The 15,094-nt window shown below is 73.2% G+C and carries 11 protein-coding genes; 6 read left to right on the top strand and 5 right to left on the bottom strand.

Annotated elements, in window-relative coordinates:
- Nucleotides 1–1,300: 1,300 nt before the first annotated feature.
- Nucleotides 1,301–3,040 carry an acyl-CoA dehydrogenase family protein gene (locus AC6CQV_RS01740; RefSeq protein ID WP_498260093.1) on the bottom strand — a complete coding sequence of 580 codons (1,740 nt, stop codon included), beginning with the start codon at nt 3,038–3,040 and terminating at the stop codon, nt 1,301–1,303.
- 114 nt (nt 3,041–3,154) lie between these two features.
- On the opposite strand from AC6CQV_RS01740, the gene AC6CQV_RS01735 reads away from it, so the two are divergent.
- The 3 genes from AC6CQV_RS01735 to AC6CQV_RS01725 all read left to right on the top strand — a co-directional run bounded on the left by AC6CQV_RS01735 (nt 3,155) and on the right by AC6CQV_RS01725 (nt 7,011).
- Nucleotides 3,155–4,201: an ATP-dependent DNA ligase gene (locus tag AC6CQV_RS01735; protein ID WP_498260092.1), complete on the top strand. Its 1,047-nt coding sequence runs from the start codon at nt 3,155–3,157 to the stop codon at nt 4,199–4,201.
- A 274-nt stretch (nt 4,202–4,475) separates the two neighbouring features.
- Complete coding sequence (locus tag AC6CQV_RS01730; RefSeq protein WP_061781858.1) at nt 4,476–5,795, top strand: threonine/serine exporter family protein; 1,320 nt, start codon at nt 4,476–4,478, stop codon at nt 5,793–5,795.
- A gap of 37 nt (nt 5,796–5,832) precedes the next feature.
- On the top strand, nt 5,833–7,011 hold the full coding sequence (locus AC6CQV_RS01725) for an AI-2E family transporter (RefSeq protein ID WP_060959785.1): 1,179 nt from the start codon (nt 5,833–5,835) through the stop codon (nt 7,009–7,011).
- Nucleotides 7,012–7,044: 33 nt separating this feature from the next.
- Here the strand turns inward: AC6CQV_RS01725 and AC6CQV_RS01720 are convergent, their stop codons facing one another.
- Nucleotides 7,045–7,728: a type 1 periplasmic-binding domain-containing protein gene (locus AC6CQV_RS01720; protein WP_498260091.1), complete on the bottom strand. Its 684-nt coding sequence runs from the start codon at nt 7,726–7,728 to the stop codon at nt 7,045–7,047.
- A gap of 111 nt (nt 7,729–7,839) precedes the next feature.
- On the opposite strand from AC6CQV_RS01720, the gene AC6CQV_RS01715 reads away from it, so the two are divergent.
- From AC6CQV_RS01715 to AC6CQV_RS01705, 3 genes are all read left to right on the top strand, one after another.
- Nucleotides 7,840–9,066 carry a HupE/UreJ family protein gene (locus AC6CQV_RS01715; RefSeq protein WP_498260090.1) on the top strand — a complete coding sequence of 409 codons (1,227 nt, stop codon included), beginning with the start codon at nt 7,840–7,842 and terminating at the stop codon, nt 9,064–9,066.
- A gap of 147 nt (nt 9,067–9,213) precedes the next feature.
- Entirely contained in the window at nt 9,214–11,214 is a 2,001-nt protein-coding gene (locus AC6CQV_RS01710; RefSeq protein ID WP_223848730.1) for a purple acid phosphatase family protein, read from the top strand.
- Nucleotides 11,215–11,309: 95 nt separating this feature from the next.
- Entirely contained in the window at nt 11,310–12,461 is a 1,152-nt protein-coding gene (locus tag AC6CQV_RS01705) for a WxL protein peptidoglycan domain-containing protein (protein WP_498260089.1), read from the top strand.
- Nucleotides 12,462–12,475: 14 nt separating this feature from the next.
- Here AC6CQV_RS01705 and AC6CQV_RS01700 read toward each other — a convergent pair whose 3' ends face one another.
- From AC6CQV_RS01700 to AC6CQV_RS01690, 3 genes are all read right to left on the bottom strand, one after another.
- Nucleotides 12,476–12,808, bottom strand: coding sequence for a hypothetical protein (locus AC6CQV_RS01700; protein WP_101306816.1), 333 nt, complete (start codon nt 12,806–12,808; stop codon nt 12,476–12,478).
- Nucleotides 12,809–12,902: 94 nt separating this feature from the next.
- A complete protein-coding gene (gene ligD, locus AC6CQV_RS01695) occupies nt 12,903–13,913 on the bottom strand; it encodes a non-homologous end-joining DNA ligase (RefSeq protein ID WP_498260088.1) in 1,011 nt (336 codons plus the stop codon).
- 145 nt (nt 13,914–14,058) lie between these two features.
- Nucleotides 14,059–15,069 carry an SseB family protein gene (locus AC6CQV_RS01690; RefSeq protein WP_498260087.1) on the bottom strand — a complete coding sequence of 337 codons (1,011 nt, stop codon included), beginning with the start codon at nt 15,067–15,069 and terminating at the stop codon, nt 14,059–14,061.
- Nucleotides 15,070–15,094: the final 25 nt, after the last annotated feature.

The following is a 15,094-nucleotide window of genomic DNA, read 5'->3' as shown; positions in this document are numbered from 1 at the left end:
CTGCGCTGCCTGCCCGCGCTGCCTGCCCGCCCGCCCGCCCGAACTGCAAGGGCTCGCGCGCGGCGCGCCGTGATCGCGGCATCCCGAGCGGCGTGTCGCGCGGCAGGCCTTGCAGTTGCGGCGCGGGCGCTTTGGCGGCGCGGGGTGACGGGGCGCGGGATGCCCGGGGTGGTGGTGCGGGCGCGGGATGCGGCACGCGCGGGGCGTTTCGACTCGCTGCGCTCGCTCAACGACCGGGCGGTGGCTCAGCGGCCCGCCCGAACTGCAAGGGCTCGCGCGCGGCGCGCCGTGATCGCGGCCTCCCGAGCGGCGTGTCGCACGGCAGACCTTGCAGTTGCGGCGCGGATGCCGGGGTGGGTTCGGGCGCGGGATGCCGGGGGTGGTGGCGCGGGATGCGGGATGCGCCGGCTCGGGATGCGGCGCGTGCGGGGCGTTTCGACTCGCTGCGCTCGCTCAACGACCGGGGGGGTGCACGCGGCGGCCCGCCCGAACTGCAAGGGCTCGCGGACGGCGCGCCGAGATCGTGGCATCCTGAGCGGCGTGTCGCACGGCAGACCTTGCAGTTGCGGCGCGGATACCGGGGTGGGTTCGGGCGCGGGATGCCGGGGGTGGTGGCGCGGGGTGGCGGGATGCGGGATGCGCCGGCTCGGGATGCGGCACGTGCGGGGCGTTTCGACTCGCTGCGCTCGCTCAACGGCCGGGGGTGCACGCGGCGGCCCGCCCGAACTGCAAGGGCACGCGCACGGCGCGCCGTGATCGCGACATCCCGAGCGGCGAGTCTCGCGGCAGGCCTTGCAGTTGCGGCGCGGGCGCTTTGGCGGCGCGGGATGACGGGGCGCGGGATGCCCGGGGTGGTGGTGCGGGCGCGGGATGCGGCACGCGCGGGGCGTTTCGACTCGCTGCGCTCGCTCAACGACCGGGGTGGCGCGCGGCGGCCCGCCCGAACTGCAAGGGCTCGCGGACGGCGCGCCGTGATCGCGGCATCCTGAGCGCCGTGTCGCCCGGCAGGCCTTGCAGTTGCGGCGCCGGGGGCGGTGGCGCGGGGTGGCGGGATGCCGCGGGCGCGGGGCGTTTCGACTCGCTGCGCTCGCTCAACGACCGAGGGGCGCGCAGCCGCCCGCCCGAACTGCAAGGGCTCCCGCGCGGCGCGCCGTGATCGTGGCACCCCGAGCGGCGTGTCGCACGGAAGGCCTTGCAGTTGCGGCGCGGGACGCCGGCGTGGGATGCCGCACGCGCGGCGCGTTTCGACTCGCTGCGCTCGCTCAACGACCGGCCGGGGGCGTGGCGGGCGGGCGGCGGGTCAGGCGGTCTCGCCGGAGGCGACCGTCTCGGCGAACGCGTGCACGCGCGGAAGGTGGTGGGCGCCGTAGAAGTCGGCGGCCGTCAGCCGGGCGGCATCCGCCTCGTCCGCCGCCTCGTCGGCCCCCTCGTGCGCCGCGACGGCCACGACGGCCAGCGCGTGCATCCACCCGCCGGCCAGCACGCCGAGGAGCATCAGGTACGGCACGCTGACGGCGTGGGCGTCCCGCGGCGAGGAGCCGAACGCGACCATCGCCGCGGTGGCGCGACGGGCGGCATCCACGGCCCGCTCGAGACGGTCGGCCGTGCGCGCCGCGACGTCGCCGCCGGCGGCGCGCAGGGCGTCGACCGTCCGCTCGATGTCGGCGAACAGCGCGGCCGCCGTGGCGCCCTGGTTGCGGATGACCTTGCGGCCGATGAGGTCGTTCGACTGGATCGCGGTCGTGCCCTCGTAGATCGGCATGATCCGGGCATCGCGGTAGTGCTGCGCGACGCCCGTCTCCTCGATGAAGCCCATGCCGCCGTGCACCTGGATCGCGTCGCTGGTGAGGGCCACGGCATCCTCGGTCGACCAGCCCTTCAGGATCGGCACGAAGAACTCGGCCATCGCGAGCACGTCGGCATCCTCGGTCTGCTCGGCGCGGTCGAACAGGTCGGCGACGTACACGCCGAGGGCGCGCATCGCGAACACCTGACTGCGCATCGACAGCAGCAGCCGCCGCACGTCGGGGTGCTCGGCGATGGGCGCGGCCCCGTCGCGTCCCAGCACGCGCCCCTGTATGCGGTCTGCGGCATATGCGCGCGCCTGCTGCAGGGCGCGGTCCGCGATCCCCGTCGCCTGGAACCCCATGGCGATGCGTGCGGAGTTCATCATGACGAACATGCCCGCGAGCCCGCCGCCGACCTCGCCGACGAGGTAGCCGGTGGCGTCCTCGTAGGAGAGCACGCACGTCGGGCTGCCGTGGATGCCGAGCTTGTGCTCGACCGCGACGGTCGTGACGGCGTTGCGGGCACCGAGCGATCCGTCGGCGTCGACGAGGTACTTGGGGGCGACGAACAGCGACAGTCCCTTCGCGCCCTCCGGAGCGCCGGGGGTGCGCGCCAGCACGAGGTGCACGATGTTCTCGGCCACGTCGTGGTCGCCCCAGGTGATGAAGATCTTCTGCCCGCGGATCGCATACGTGCCGTCGCCGCGCGGGGTCGCCGTCGTGCGGATCGCCCCCAGGTCGGTGCCGGCGGCCGGCTCGGTGAGGTTCATCGTGCCGGTCCACTGCCCCGACACCAGCTTGGTCAGGTACGTCTCGCGCAGCTCGTCGGACGCCGCGGCATCCAGGGCGTGGATCTGCCCCGCGGTCAGCAGCCAGCAGAGCGCGAAGGCCGCGTTCGACGCGTTCCAGATCTCGCCGAGGCCCGCGCGCACCGCTCCCGGGAGCCCGTCGCCCCCCGCCGAGGCCGGCGCCTCCGCGCTGACCCATCCCGCCTCGACGAACGCGGCGTAGGCCTGGGCGAAGCCGTCGGGCAGCCGGACCTGGCCGTCGACGAGGCGTGCGCCCTCGCGGTCGCCGACCGTCTGCAGCGGGGCGAGCACGGATGCCGCGAACTCCCCGGCGCCCGCCACGATGTCGGCGCCGTCCTCCGCGGTCAGCTCCCCGCCGGTGGCGCGCGCGACGATGTCGACGCCGAACGCCTCACCGAACAGGAAGGCGTAGTCGGCGGTGGGGGCCTGGTAGTCGGCGGCCATGGGGGCTCCTCGGTTCGGGCGATACTCAGTGAGACTGCGAACCATATTAGGTGATACTGAGTGTCATCGCGAGGCCTCTGTCGTCCGCGCGCGCCGAGGGACAGGATGGGGACCATGCCCTACGAGATCCCCGCCCCGATGCTGGCGAAGGCCGTCGCGGCCGTCCCCGACCCGACCAAGACGCCCGGTGGCCTGGCGTTCGAGCCGAAATGGGACGGCTTCCGCGCCCTCATCTCCTGGGACGGCACCGAGGTCGAGATCGGCTCGCGCGGCGCGAAGCCGCTCACGCGCTACTTCCCCGAGCTCGTCGCCGCCTGCGCCGAACTGCTTCCCGAGCCGTGCCTGGTCGACGGCGAGATCGTCGTCGCCCTCACCGCATCCGACGGGTCGCGCCGCCTGTCGTGGGACGCACTGTCGCAGCGCATCCACCCGGCCGCCTCGCGCGTCGCGCTGCTGAGCGCCGAGACTCCCGCGATGTTCATCGCCTTCGACCTGCTCGCGCGCGGCGACCGCGATCTGCGGGACGAGCCGTTCTCGACGCGTCGCGCGGAGCTGGAACACCTGCTGGCCGGCGTTCCCGCGCCCCTGCACCTCACCCGGACCACGGCCGATCACGACCTCGCGACGCAGTGGCTCGCCCGCTTCGAGGGTGCGGGCCTGGACGGCGTGGTGGCCAAGCCGCTCGCCGGTGCGTATGCACCCGGCAAGCGGACGATGTTCAAGATCAAGCACGCCCGCACCGCCGACGTCGTGCTCGTGGGCTACCGCATCCACAAGAGCGGCGAGGGCGTGGGCTCGCTGCTGCTGGGGCTGTACGACGAGACCGGCACCCTGCGCAACGTGGGCGGCGCGTCCGCGTTCAGCGACGCTCGGCGCCGCGAGCTCGTCGACGAGCTGGCGCCGCTCGTCGTCACGGATGCCGAGGGCGCGGCGGTGACCGGAGAGACCGAGCGCTCGCGCTTCTCGGCGGCGAAGGACACCTCCTTCGTGCGGCTGCGCCCCGAACGCGTGCTCGAGGTGCGCTACGACCAGCTGGAGGGGGCGCGCTTCCGGCACACGGTGCAGTTCGATCGGTGGCGACCCGACCGCGACCCGCGATCGTGCACCTTCGCGCAACTGGAGCAGGTGAGCGCGTACGACCTCGCCGACGTCCTCGCCTGAGGACGCGCGGACGGCGGCGCTCGGATCCGGCCCGCGCAGCACCGCACGGGCCGGATCCGGCTCTTCCGCACGTCGCCCGCATCGGCGCCGGGTCCCGGCGGCCGGACATGCGATCCGATGGTGCGGCTGGTGAGGGACGCTCTCCCCTCCTCCGTGATGCCGACGATACGCGCGCTCGCGCCCGCGCCCATCCGTCGGCGACCGTGAAAATCGCGGCCCGTTCTCCCGGCCCGTCCCCCTCGCCGCGGCACCGCGACGATGCGAGGATCGGACCATGGTCCCCGCCCCTTCCGACGAGCCGGACGCGCCCGCGCCCGCGCCGGAGCCGACGCCGACGCAGGAGCTGGCGCTCGAACCGGTGCAGTTCATCGCGCGCACCGACGCGGTGCTGCGCCTGGGCACCCTCATGCTGGGTGCGGGCGCATCGTCGGCCCGCGTGCGCGACAGCATGGTGCGCGCGGCGGCGGCGCTCGGGATCGACGACGTGCACTGCCGCGTCGGCATGACCGACATCGTGCTCACCACCGGCCGCGGCCAGCTCTTCCGCACCCGGGTCGCCGAGGTGCCGCGTCCCGCGGTCGACGCCGACCGCATGACCGCCCTCAAGCAGCTGACGGCGCGGCTGACGCCCGGCACCACCCCGTCCGGTCTGCAGGACGAGCTGCGCCGGATCGAACGGATGCCGCGACGCTACGCGGAGCTCACCCGCGTGCTCGCGGCCGCGTTCGCCTGCGCCGCGTTCGCCCTGCTCAACAACGGCGGCTGGCAGGAGTTCGTCGCGGTGGGCATCGCCGCCGCCGCCGGTCAGTGGGTGCGCATGCTCATACACCGCCTGCGCACCAATGAGTTCCTGCTGGTGTTCGCCTCGGCGATGACGGCCCTGCTCGTCTATCTGGCCGTCGCACAGGTCTTCGTGGCCGCGGGCGTGCCGGGCGGTCAGCACGACGCGGCCCTGACCAGCGCGGTGCTCTACCTCGTGCCGGGCTTCCCGCTCGTCACCGGCGCCCTGGATCTTGCCCGCCTGGACCTCAACGCCGGCATCGCCCGCGTCACGTACGCCGTACTGATCCTCCTCGCCACCGGAACGGCGGTGTGGGGCGTCGCGACGCTGTTCGATGCGACGGTGACCCAGGTGGCGACTCCCGAGTTCGCCGAGCCGCTCCTCTCGCTCGTGCGCCTCGCGGCGGGCTTCGTCGGCGTCCTCGGCTTCGCGCTGCTCTTCTCGACGCCGTGGGCGATCGCATTGGTCGCGGCCAGCCTCGGCGCCGTCGCGAACGTCGGACGGCTGGCGCTCGTCGATGCGCACGTGAACCCGGCCGTCGCGGCGGCGGCCGCAGCCCTCGCGGTGGGCCTGGGGGCCTATCTGTTCGGCGAGCGCCTGCGTGCCGCCCGGGTGACCCTCACCGTGCCGGCCGTGCTGATCATGGTGCCGGGCGCGGCCGCGTACCGCTCCATCGCGGGCGTCATCGGCGGCGACACGGTCGCGGCGATCCAGAACGCGACCACCGCGGTGTTCGTGGTGGTCGCGCTCGCCATCGGCCTCACGGTCGCCCGCGTGCTGACCGAACGGGAGTGGTCGCTGCCGGCACGGTGACGTCGTGCGCGCGCCCGCCGTCGTCTACGGTCGAGGCATGGGCCTGTTCCGCGACACCTCCCGCACCGTCCGCATCGACCAGCGCGGCGCCGATGCGGTGACCGTGCGCCCGGCCGGCAAGCCGTGGAGCCTGTGGGCCGACGCGTTCGGGGCGCTCGCGATCCGCGCCGCCCAGATCCTGGTCGTCGTCGCCCTCGCCGCGGGGGTGATCTGGGGCATCCGCCAGCTGACGGTCGTGACCATCCCCCTCGTGATCGCCCTGATCCTCGCGTCGGCCTTCGCCCCGCTCATGAGCTGGCTGCGCCGGCGCGGCGTCCCTTCCGTCGTGGCGACGCTGCTGACGCTGCTCGCGATCGTCGTCGTGCTGACGGCCGTCGGCTGGCTGATCGTCTGGGCCGTCCGTGATCAGTGGGACGAGCTGGCCACGCAGGCACAGGGCGGGTTCTCCGACCTCTTGGCGTGGGCGAACACGCTGCCCTTCCAGATCGACCGCGCCCAGATCGACGAGTGGATCGCGACGCTCACCGATTTCGTCACGAGCGCGCAGTTCGGCAGCGGGGCGCTGGCGGGCGTCAGCGCGGTCGCCAACTTCATCACGGGACTCGTGCTCATGGTCGTGATGCTGTTCTTCTTCCTCAAGGACGGCCCGCAGATGTGGGCGTTCCTGCTGCGTCCGTTCCGCGGCGAGTCCTACGAGCGCGCGCTGCGCGTCGGGGACAAGACGGTCACGGTGCTCGGCTCCTACGTGCGCGGCACGGCGACCGTGGCGGCGGTGGATGCCATCGGCATCCTCATCGGCCTGCTCATCCTCCAGGTACCGCTCGCGCTGCCGCTGGCCGTGCTGGTCTTCCTGCTCGCGTTCATCCCGATCGTCGGGGCGACGCTCGCGGGCATCCTGGCGGCCCTCGTCGCGCTCGTCGCGAACGGCTGGCTCGTCGCGCTCCTGGTCGTCGGCGTGGTCGTCCTCGTCAACCAGCTGGAGGGCAACCTGCTGCAACCCGTGCTGATGGGGCGGTCGATGCACCTGCACGCGTTCGTGATCCTGGTCGCGTTGACCGCCGGCACCGTGCTCGGCGGCATCGTCGGCGCCGTCCTCGCGGTGCCGCTCACCGCGGTCGCGTGGGGCATCGTGCAGGTGTGGGACGGGCCGCACACGCCCGCGCGCTGGGCGCGTCCGCACCGCGGAGAGGCGAGGGCCGCCGAAGCGGCGCGCTGACGCCGGTCCGTCCCGCGCCGGTCCGTCCCGCGCTCAGGGGATCCAGACGACGACGCCGTTCTGGCCGCTCAGCAGCGCCGCGACACCCGCGTCGACCGCGTCGCGGCAGCGTTCGGGGGTGAAGCTGGCCGGGTCGTGATGCGCGGCCTGACCGAGGTCCTCTCCCCGGAAGCCCGCACCCGCCCAGTCCACGGCGAGCACGTTCTCCGTCGGCTCCGCCAGCTCGCCGCCGAGCACGAGGAACGGCTGATCGAGGTGGCTGGCCGTCACGATCGCGAGCGGGTCGACCAGCGCGTCGCCCGCCGACATGACGACATCGGGATGCATCCCGATCGCCTCGGAGATCGCGGGGATCGGATCGGTTCCCGCCCGCACCTCGCGAAGGTCCGCCCCGACCTCCCGCGCCCACGTGCGCACGGCCTCGGCCATCGTGGCAGTGCCCGCCTCGTCGCCCATCGTCAGCAGCACCACGCGGTACCCCCGCGAGGGGTGGGCTCCGAGCCACGATCCCGGGCTCGGCGTCATGGTCGCGGCGGGCGCGAGCGGCGTGGCGGGCAGGAACCCGGGCTGCGCCGCGGCGACGAGCGTCGGAGCGGGATGCGGCGAGCTCCAGTCCGCCGCGCATCCGACGAGGGATGCCGCGACCACGGCGATCGCCATTCCCGCGGCCACGGAGCGCGGACGCGCGGGCAGGGGACGGAGCCGAGCGGGTCGCACCCCTCCAGCATCGCCGTCGATGCGGCGGGCACCGCTACCGGCGGCACGTCGTTCGTCCAAGGTTGTCACACGGGTCAACCTCCGTTCACCGAGCACGCGCACGCTCACGCCGTGACCGTTCGCCGCCTCCCCACCGCCCTCCTCGTCGCGTTCACGGCCGTGCTGGCGGTGGCCCCCGCACTCGTGTCGGCATCCGCCGCCCTGGCGCACGGCTTCAGCTCGGTCGTCTTCGCCGACCTGTCGCACGACGAGGACGGACGAACGGTCGCGACGCTGCAGCTCGAGTACGACCTGCTGGTGGTCTCGGCAGCCGACACCCAGCAGGACGACGACTTCTTCCGGGCGGGCACGGCCGCTTTCGATGCACGCGACGACGCGGCGATGGCCGCGGCGGTCAGGGATCATCGCGACACCGTCTCGCGCTACCTCGACGAGCGCTTCACGGTCCGCACGACCGGCGGCGACGCCGGCACGTGCACGCTCGGCGCACTCGATACCGTGACGATGACCGTGCAGGAGGGGGTGCCCTACGTGGTCGTCCCGCTCGCGGTGGACTGCCCGCCGGGAGAGGCGCACGTCGTGAGCAGCACCCTGTTCCCCGACGAGGAGGGCTACGTCACGGGCACGAAGACGATCCTGACCTACGACATCGACCTGCACGCCGGGTCGGCCGCCCTGGACGCCTCGACACCGGAGTTCTCGACCGCGCAGAGCACGTGGGAACGCTTCTGGGAGTTCTTCCGCCTGGGCGCCGAGCACCTGCTGACCGGCATCGACCACATCCTCTTCCTGCTCGCGCTCATCGCCGGCTCGCGAAAGCTCCGGGAGATCGTCCTGGCCGCGACGGTGTTCACGATCGCCCACTCGGTGACCTTCATCCTCGCCGCGACCAAGGTGGTGAGCCTGCCGAGCATCATCATCGAGCCCACCATCGCCCTGTCCATCGCGATCGTGGCCGCCTGGTATCTGTTCCGCCTGTGGCGCGAGGGTGAGGCCGCGACCGAGCTGACCCGTGACTCGGGTCCACTCGGGCTCGACCGCGCCGGCTGGCTGCGGCTCCTCGTGGTCTTCTGCTTCGGCCTGATCCACGGCCTCGGCTTCGCCTCCGCCCTCGGCATCGACGAGCCGTGGTCGTGGACGCTGCTGTGGTCGCTGCTCGTGTTCAACCTCGGCATCGAAGCCGTGCAGATCGGCCTCATCGCGCTCGTGTTCCCGGTGCTCGTGCTGCTGCGGCGACGCACTCCCCGTCTCGCGATGTGGGCCACCGGCGCCCTCGCGGTGGCCGTCACCCTCGCGGGCCTCATCTGGTTCGTGCAGCGCGTCTTCGGCTGGGACTGAGCCCGCTCTGGGCGAACCCTCAGAGTTTCGCCGCGACGTCACCGCTCCGGGGCGAGATGTTCACCGCGGTGTCATCCCCGAGGCGGATCGTCCAGATGACGCCCCTCGCGGCGCCTGCGTCGGGCCTTCGCCACGCATCCCTCACCCATGAACGGACAGACCATGCCGCACTCCGCCGAACTGCGAGCGCCGCGCCTCCCGCGCCGGTCGATCGCCTGGATCACCGCCGCCACGCTGTGCGCGACGGCCTTCGCGGGAGTCGTCGCGACTCCCGCCCTCGCCGACACCCCGACGACGCAGACCGGCGTCATCCTCGGCGTCGGCGCCGACGAGACCCAGCGCATCGTGAGCTGGTACACCTCCGCCGACACGGCCCAGGTCGTGCAGGTCGCGCCTACGGCCGCGCTCGTGGGCGGCGCCTTCCCGGCATCCGCCGTGACGTTCGCCGCGACCGGCGGCGCCAACATCGCGACCAGCGGCGGCTACAACCGCCACGCGACCATCACCGGCCTGCAGGAGAACACGCAGTACTCCTACCGCGTCGGTGCCGAGGGCGCGTGGTCGACGACCACGACCTTCCAGACGCACTCCTTCGAGGGCGACTTCGACTTCCTCTTCTACGGCGACCCGCAGATCGGCTCGTCGGGCGATGTCGCGAAGGACACCGCCGGGTGGGTCGACACGGTCAACGTCTCGCTGCAGTCGAACCCGAACGCGGAGCTGCTCGTCTCGGGCGGCGACCAGGTCGACAAGGCCAACACGGAGGCGCAGTGGGACGGCTTCCTCGCCCCCGCGCAGCTTCGCAGCTACCCGTGGGTCGCCACGATCGGCAACCACGACGTCGGCGGCAAGGCGTACGAGCAGCACTTCTACACCCCCAACACCGACCGATCGAGCCAGTACTACGTCAACGGCGACCCGACCTCCAACACGTCGGGCGGCGACTACTGGTTCATCCACAAGGACGTGCTGTTCATCGACCTGAACTCGAACAGCTACACCTCCTCGTCGGGCGGCGGCGGCGACGCGGCTCACATCCAGTACGTCACCGACGTCATCAACGCTCACGGCGCACAGGCGAAGTACACCGTGCTCGTCTACCACCACGCGATCTACTCCCCCGCCGACCACGCGCAGGATGCCGACAACAAGGTGCGCCGCGTCGACTTCCCGACCACGTTCTCCCAGCTCGGGGTCGACCTGGTGCTCCAGGGCCACGACCACAGCTACTCGCGCTCGTACGAGATCAAGAACGGCCAGAAGGCGAACGCCGACGAGAAGCCCGGTCAGAACGAGGTCTTCGAGGGCCCCGGCGGCGTCGTCTACGTGACGGCGAACTCGGCCTCCGGCTCGAAGTACTACGACCTCACCGCGCCCGTCGCCGGTGACGCCACCTCCGGCGCGGGCAACGGCGCCGACCCGCAGAACCCGTCGAACTACTGGTACAACTCGGTCGAGAACCAGGAGCACGTGCGCACCTTCGTCAAGGTGCAGGTGCAGAAGGACGCCCTCGTCGTGCAGAACGTGCGCTCCGGCACGTGCGACGCGCCGAACGCGGCCGTCGAGCTGCGCAAGGTGCTGTGGTGCGGCCCCGCGAACGGCACGCAGGCGGCGCAGCCCGTCGGCTCGGTGCAGGACGAGGTGACCATCCACCCCAACCACGGCGACGGTCAGGACATCCAGGTCGACGTGCCCGACGCCGCGCCTGGCGAGTTCGGCTGGACCATCGACGGACACAACGGTCTCGTCGACCTCGGCACCGCCACCGAGAAGAGCAACAGCTACTTCGAGGCCACCGGTCAGATCAACCCGATCACCGTCACCGACACCCGCCGCGCCGTCGCCCCCTGGTCGATCGCGGCGAAGGTCGGCGACTTCACCGACGGTGACAAGTCGTTCTCGGGCTCGTACCTCGGCTGGACCCCGAAGCTGGTGACCGCCGGCGGCGGCGCCGTCGCGGGCGCGACCGTCGGCTCCGGCTACGACGGCGGCACGGGTCTGTCCGACTCGCGTGTGCTCGGCTCGGCCGCGCAGGGCCACGAGCGCGGCACCGCGACCCTCGGCTCCGACCTGGATCTGAAGATCCCTGTCGACGTCGACAAGGGCAGCTACCGCGGCACGCTCACCCTCACGGCGATCAGCAACTGATCTCCACCCCACCCCGCGCCCCGGGGCGGATCGGCGCTCATCGCCGCCGATCCGCCTCGGGACGCACCCGTTCCCACCCCACGCCGGAGGACCCCATGTTCCGCTCCCGCCGCTCTCTCCCCACGGCGCTGGCCGCTCCCCTGCTGGCCGCGGCCGTCCTCCTCGGCGGCGTCGCGGTGCCGGCCGCCTCCGCTCACGCGGTCACGGATGCCGCCGCCGACTCCGCGGACGACGTCACCTGGACGGTGCGCACCGCCTCGAACGGCTTCGGCGCCGAGCGCACCTCGTACACGTACGCGGTCGATCCGGGCCAGAGCGTCAGCGACGCCCTCGTCGTGAGCAACCACGGCAGTGCGCCGCTGCAGCTGGCGGTGTACGCCGCCGACGGCTACACGGGCGCGGGCGGGCAGCTCGACCTGCTGACGCCCGCGGAGACCTCCGTCGGCATCGGCGCCTGGACGCGTGCCGCCGCGACCACCGTCACGGTGGCGCCGGACGAGTCGGCGACCGTGCCGTTCGAGGTGTCGGTGCCCGCGACCGCGACCCCCGGCGACTACGTCGGCGGCATCGTCACCTCGCTCGCATCGTCGGCCGATCAGGGCATCTCCGTCGACCGCCGCCTCGGCATCCGCATCGGGCTGCGCGTCTCGGGGGCGCTCGCCCCCGCGCTGACGATCGAGAACCCGCAGGTGAGCTGGGGAGGCACGTGGGGACTCGGCAACGGCGCGGCCACCCTCACCTACACGCTCCACAACACCGGCAACACGACGATGGGGGCCCAGCAGGCGGCCTCGATCGCGGGCCCCTTCGGCTGGTTCCCGACGGATGCCGGCGACGTCGCGCCCGAGGTCCAGATCCTCCCCGGCGAGACCCGCGACGTGCAGATCACCGTGCCGGGCATCGCCGGCATGCTCGCCCTCGTGGCCTCCGCGACGGTCACACCGATCGTCGTGGACGCGTCCGGTTCGACGAGCGCGCTGGAGCCCGTCGCGACCCAGACGATGGGTCTCGCCGTCCCGTGGCTGCTGCTGATCCTCGTGCTGCTCGCCGCCGCGATCGCGCTCGGCGCCGTCTGGTTGCGCCGCCGCGCCGCCGCGACGCGGCGACGGCGCGAGGACGAGCGCGTCGCCCGCGCCGTCGCCGACGCCCTCGCGGAGGCCCAGGGCACGGTCGGGGCGGAGGATGCCGCGGACACCGTCGCGCACGGGCCGAGCGCGGCCGGGACCCGCGCGTCCGGCGCGGACTGACGACCCGGCGGTCGTCAGGATCGACGCGCGGCGCGGGCACGCAGCGCTGCCCCGGCGGCGAGCAGCGCCGCCCCCACCGCGGCGAACGCGAGCGCGCCGGCCACCTGGTCGCCGGTCGACGCGAGGCCCCCGGCGTCGGAGCCGCCCGATGCGTCCGCGGGCGGGGTCACGGGCGGCGCGGGGCGATCGTGGGGAGGAACGACGACCGCGATGACCATGGTCGAGCCGCCCCCGTCCGCGCTCGCGCCGTCGTCGGCCGCGTACGCGACAGAGGTCGGCCCGGCGAGCAGGGCGATCGTGGCAGCTAGTGCGGCGAGACAGCGCGTCGCGGCATCCCTCGCACCCATTCCCGCCCCCTTCCGCGCCGCAGCGCTCGCGCGCCACGATAAGCGGCCCGGGTGTCGCCGCGGATGCCGGTGGGCGACGCGGCGGTGAACCCGCTCAGTCCTTCTTCGCCCGACTCGGCTGCACCCGCGGGGGCTCGCCGGGCATCTTGGGGAACTCCGGCGGGAACGGCAGCTCGCCGAGCCCCGCCTCGAGGTCGCGCTGCCACCACTGGAGCAGCGTGTCGATGCGGCCCGGGGAGCGCTGCAGCCCCTCCCAGGGGTCGCCGATCGCGGCGAGACGCTCCGGGACGGTGCGCACCGTGAACGCCGTGGGATCGACGCCGTCCGCCAGCTCGTCCCACGTGATCGGCGTCGCGACCGTCGCGGACGGGAGAGCGCGCGGACTGTAGGCGCCGGCCATCGTGCGATCGCGGTTGGCCTGGTTGAAGTCGACGAAGATGCGCGCGCCGCGCTCCTCCTTCCACCAGTCCATCGTGACGGCATCCGGCAGCCGTCGGGCGAGCTCGCGCCCGGCGGCGATGACGGCGTGCCGCACGTCCAGGAACTCATGGGTCGGCTCGATCGGGCAGAACACGTGGATGCCGCGATTGCCGCTCGTCTTCAGCCACGGCTCGAGCCCGGCCTCGCGCAGCACCTCGCGCAGCGCGGGCGCGACCGCCGCGGCATCCGCGAAGTCGGTGCCCGGCTGGGGGTCGAGGTCGATCCGCAGCTCGACGGGGTTGTCGGTGTCGTTCGCGAGCGAGGCCCACGGATGGAAGACGACCGTGTTCATCTGCACGGCCCACACGATCGCCGCCGCCTCGTCGAGCACGACCTGCGGGTGGCGGCGACCGCTGTTGTACGTGCACATGACCTCGTGCACGTAGTCGGGCGCGCCGCGCGGCGGGTTCTTCGAGAAGAAGCGCTCACCGTCGACCGTGTCGGGAAACCGCTCGAGCGAGACCGGCCGGTGGCCGTTGGCGCGCAGGAACGGCTCCGCGACGGCGAGGAAATACTCGGCGAGCTCGCGCTTGGTGATGCCCGGCTCCGGCCAGATCACGCGGTTCGGGCTCGACAGCGACACCTCCCGGTCGCCGACCTCGATCGTGATGCGCTCCGATGCCATGCCTCGACCCTAGGGGGCGCCCGGCGACGGCGACAGGGGTCTCCGCGACGGCAGCGGATTCGGATCACTCAACCGGATGCGGACGGCGCGGCGCGCGGCATCCGCATCTGCGTCGCGCCCCCGGTTCCGCGAGCGCCCGGGGGTGTCAGTCGTCGGCGAGGGCGATCACGCCGGCGAGGGCGGCGAGGTCCAGCTCGATCCAGGGACCGCCGGGGTCGACGACGACGCCGGTCAGACCCGGCTCGGATGCCAGTGCCCGCCCGAGCTGCACGGGCTGCACGGGAAGGGGCCGATCGCCGCGACCGAGGGCGACGACCTCCAGCGGATGCGAGAACACCTCGATGCGTCGCAGTCCCTCGGGGGTCCGCGCCTCGGCGAGCCCCATCCGCCCCTCGGCGTCCGTGCCGCCGGCGACCCAGACGGGAAGGCGCGACAGGGCGTCGGCGACGCGGGCGGGCGTGCTCTCATCGCGCGGTCCGGACAGGAGCGCCTTGATCTCGAAGGTGGGCTCGCTCTCCTCGATGGCGCGGCTGAGCAGCGGCGCGGGAAGGATCACCCGGGCACCCGGCGTGGCGTGGTCGAGGTAGATGCCGTCGTACCCGCCGGCAACGGCGTTGCGCAGCACCTCGAGCGCGGGCTGGCCGATGACCGAGGTCGACGCACCCCCCTCGGACTCGACGCTGGCCTGCAGCGCGGCACCGCCGCTGAAGGCGAGGAGGAAGCGCTTGCCCTCGAGCGATGCGATCGCGAGGTTGATCTGTTCTCCCGCGGCGAGCAGCGCCTGCACGTCGCCCTGCGCGCGGAGGAACAGCTGCCCCTGCAGCGCCTGGCGCATGACGTTCATGATCTCGGTGTTCTGCGGTTCGTCCGACAGCGCGGCGAGAGCCGCCTGCAGCAGCCCGTTGTCGATCAGGCCCGGCACGATCTCTTGAGCCTCGGGCGCGGTCGCGGCGGGGCGGGTCGCCGCCGCGGGCGGGGCGGAGGCGACCGCGGGGTCGGTGCCGAACGTCGAGACGGAGATGCGCACCTCGGGCACCGCTTCGGCCGCGGCCTCGGTCGGCGCGGACGCGTCGGCGGCGGACTCGGCCGGATCGACCGCGGGCGTCGCCGCATCCTCGGTGGTGTCGGATCGGCCGCGACGCGAGAACAGTGCCATGCGTTCGAGCCTAGCCGCGACGCCC

This window comes from Microbacterium sp. EG9 (assembly GCF_059759475.1).
The sequence above is the reverse complement of the archived record's forward strand: the minus strand, read 5'-3'. Positions and strand labels throughout refer to the sequence as shown.

Coding starts and splice junctions, on each gene's coding strand:
- AC6CQV_RS01725 (WP_060959785.1), top strand. CDS start 5,833: ATGGGCCTGTTCCGCGACACCTCCCGCACCGTCCGCATCGACCAGCGC.
- AC6CQV_RS01735 (WP_498260092.1), top strand. CDS start 3,155: ATGCCCTACGAGATCCCCGCCCCGATGCTGGCGAAGGCCGTCGCGGCC.
- AC6CQV_RS01740 (WP_498260093.1), bottom strand. CDS start 3,040: ATGGCCGCCGACTACCAGGCCCCCACCGCCGACTACGCCTTCCTGTTC.
- AC6CQV_RS01730 (WP_061781858.1), top strand. CDS start 4,476: ATGGTCCCCGCCCCTTCCGACGAGCCGGACGCGCCCGCGCCCGCGCCG.
- AC6CQV_RS01710 (WP_223848730.1), top strand. CDS start 9,214: ATGAACGGACAGACCATGCCGCACTCCGCCGAACTGCGAGCGCCGCGC.
- AC6CQV_RS01705 (WP_498260089.1), top strand. CDS start 11,310: ATGTTCCGCTCCCGCCGCTCTCTCCCCACGGCGCTGGCCGCTCCCCTG.
- AC6CQV_RS01700 (WP_101306816.1), bottom strand. CDS start 12,808: ATGGGTGCGAGGGATGCCGCGACGCGCTGTCTCGCCGCACTAGCTGCC.
- ligD (WP_498260088.1), bottom strand. CDS start 13,913: ATGGCATCGGAGCGCATCACGATCGAGGTCGGCGACCGGGAGGTGTCG.
- AC6CQV_RS01690 (WP_498260087.1), bottom strand. CDS start 15,069: ATGGCACTGTTCTCGCGTCGCGGCCGATCCGACACCACCGAGGATGCG.